The following is a 412-nucleotide window of genomic DNA, read 5'->3' on the forward strand; positions in this document are numbered from 1 at the left end:
AAAGCTGAACTCGACCGAGGTCATCGATGCGCTGACAGACCTGTTCATTCTGCGCGGCGTGCCTGCTTTCATTCGCTCGGACAACGGCCCGGAATTCATCGCTGAGGCCGTCAGAGGCTGGATCAAAGCCGTCGGAGCCAATACCGCCTACATTGAGCCAGGGTCGCCTTGGGAGAACGGATACTGCGAAAGCTTCAACGGGCGAATGCGGGATGAGTTACTGAACGGTGAAATCTTCTACTCACTGCGCGAAGCCCAAATCATCATCGAAAGCTGGAGAAAACACTACAACACCAAACGGCCACACAGTGCCTTGGGCTACCGACCACCGGCTCCGGAAGCCATCGTCCCGATGGACCTAAGGCCGACCATGCACTAACTTTCAATTTGGACCACTCAAGTGGGGCTGATC

1 protein-coding gene is annotated in these 412 nt (G+C 55.8%); it reads left to right on the top strand.

The genetic code is table 11. The annotated features are described in order from the left end of the window. Positions 1–379: integrase core domain-containing protein (locus tag R3X27_RS25570; RefSeq protein ID WP_317711733.1), on the top strand; the 379-nt coding region annotated here is incomplete at its 5' end. Positions 380–412 lie beyond the last annotated feature (33 nt).

The organism is Tropicimonas sp. TH_r6 (assembly GCF_033101155.1).
Taxonomy (GTDB): Bacteria; Pseudomonadota; Alphaproteobacteria; order Rhodobacterales; family Rhodobacteraceae; genus Tropicimonas.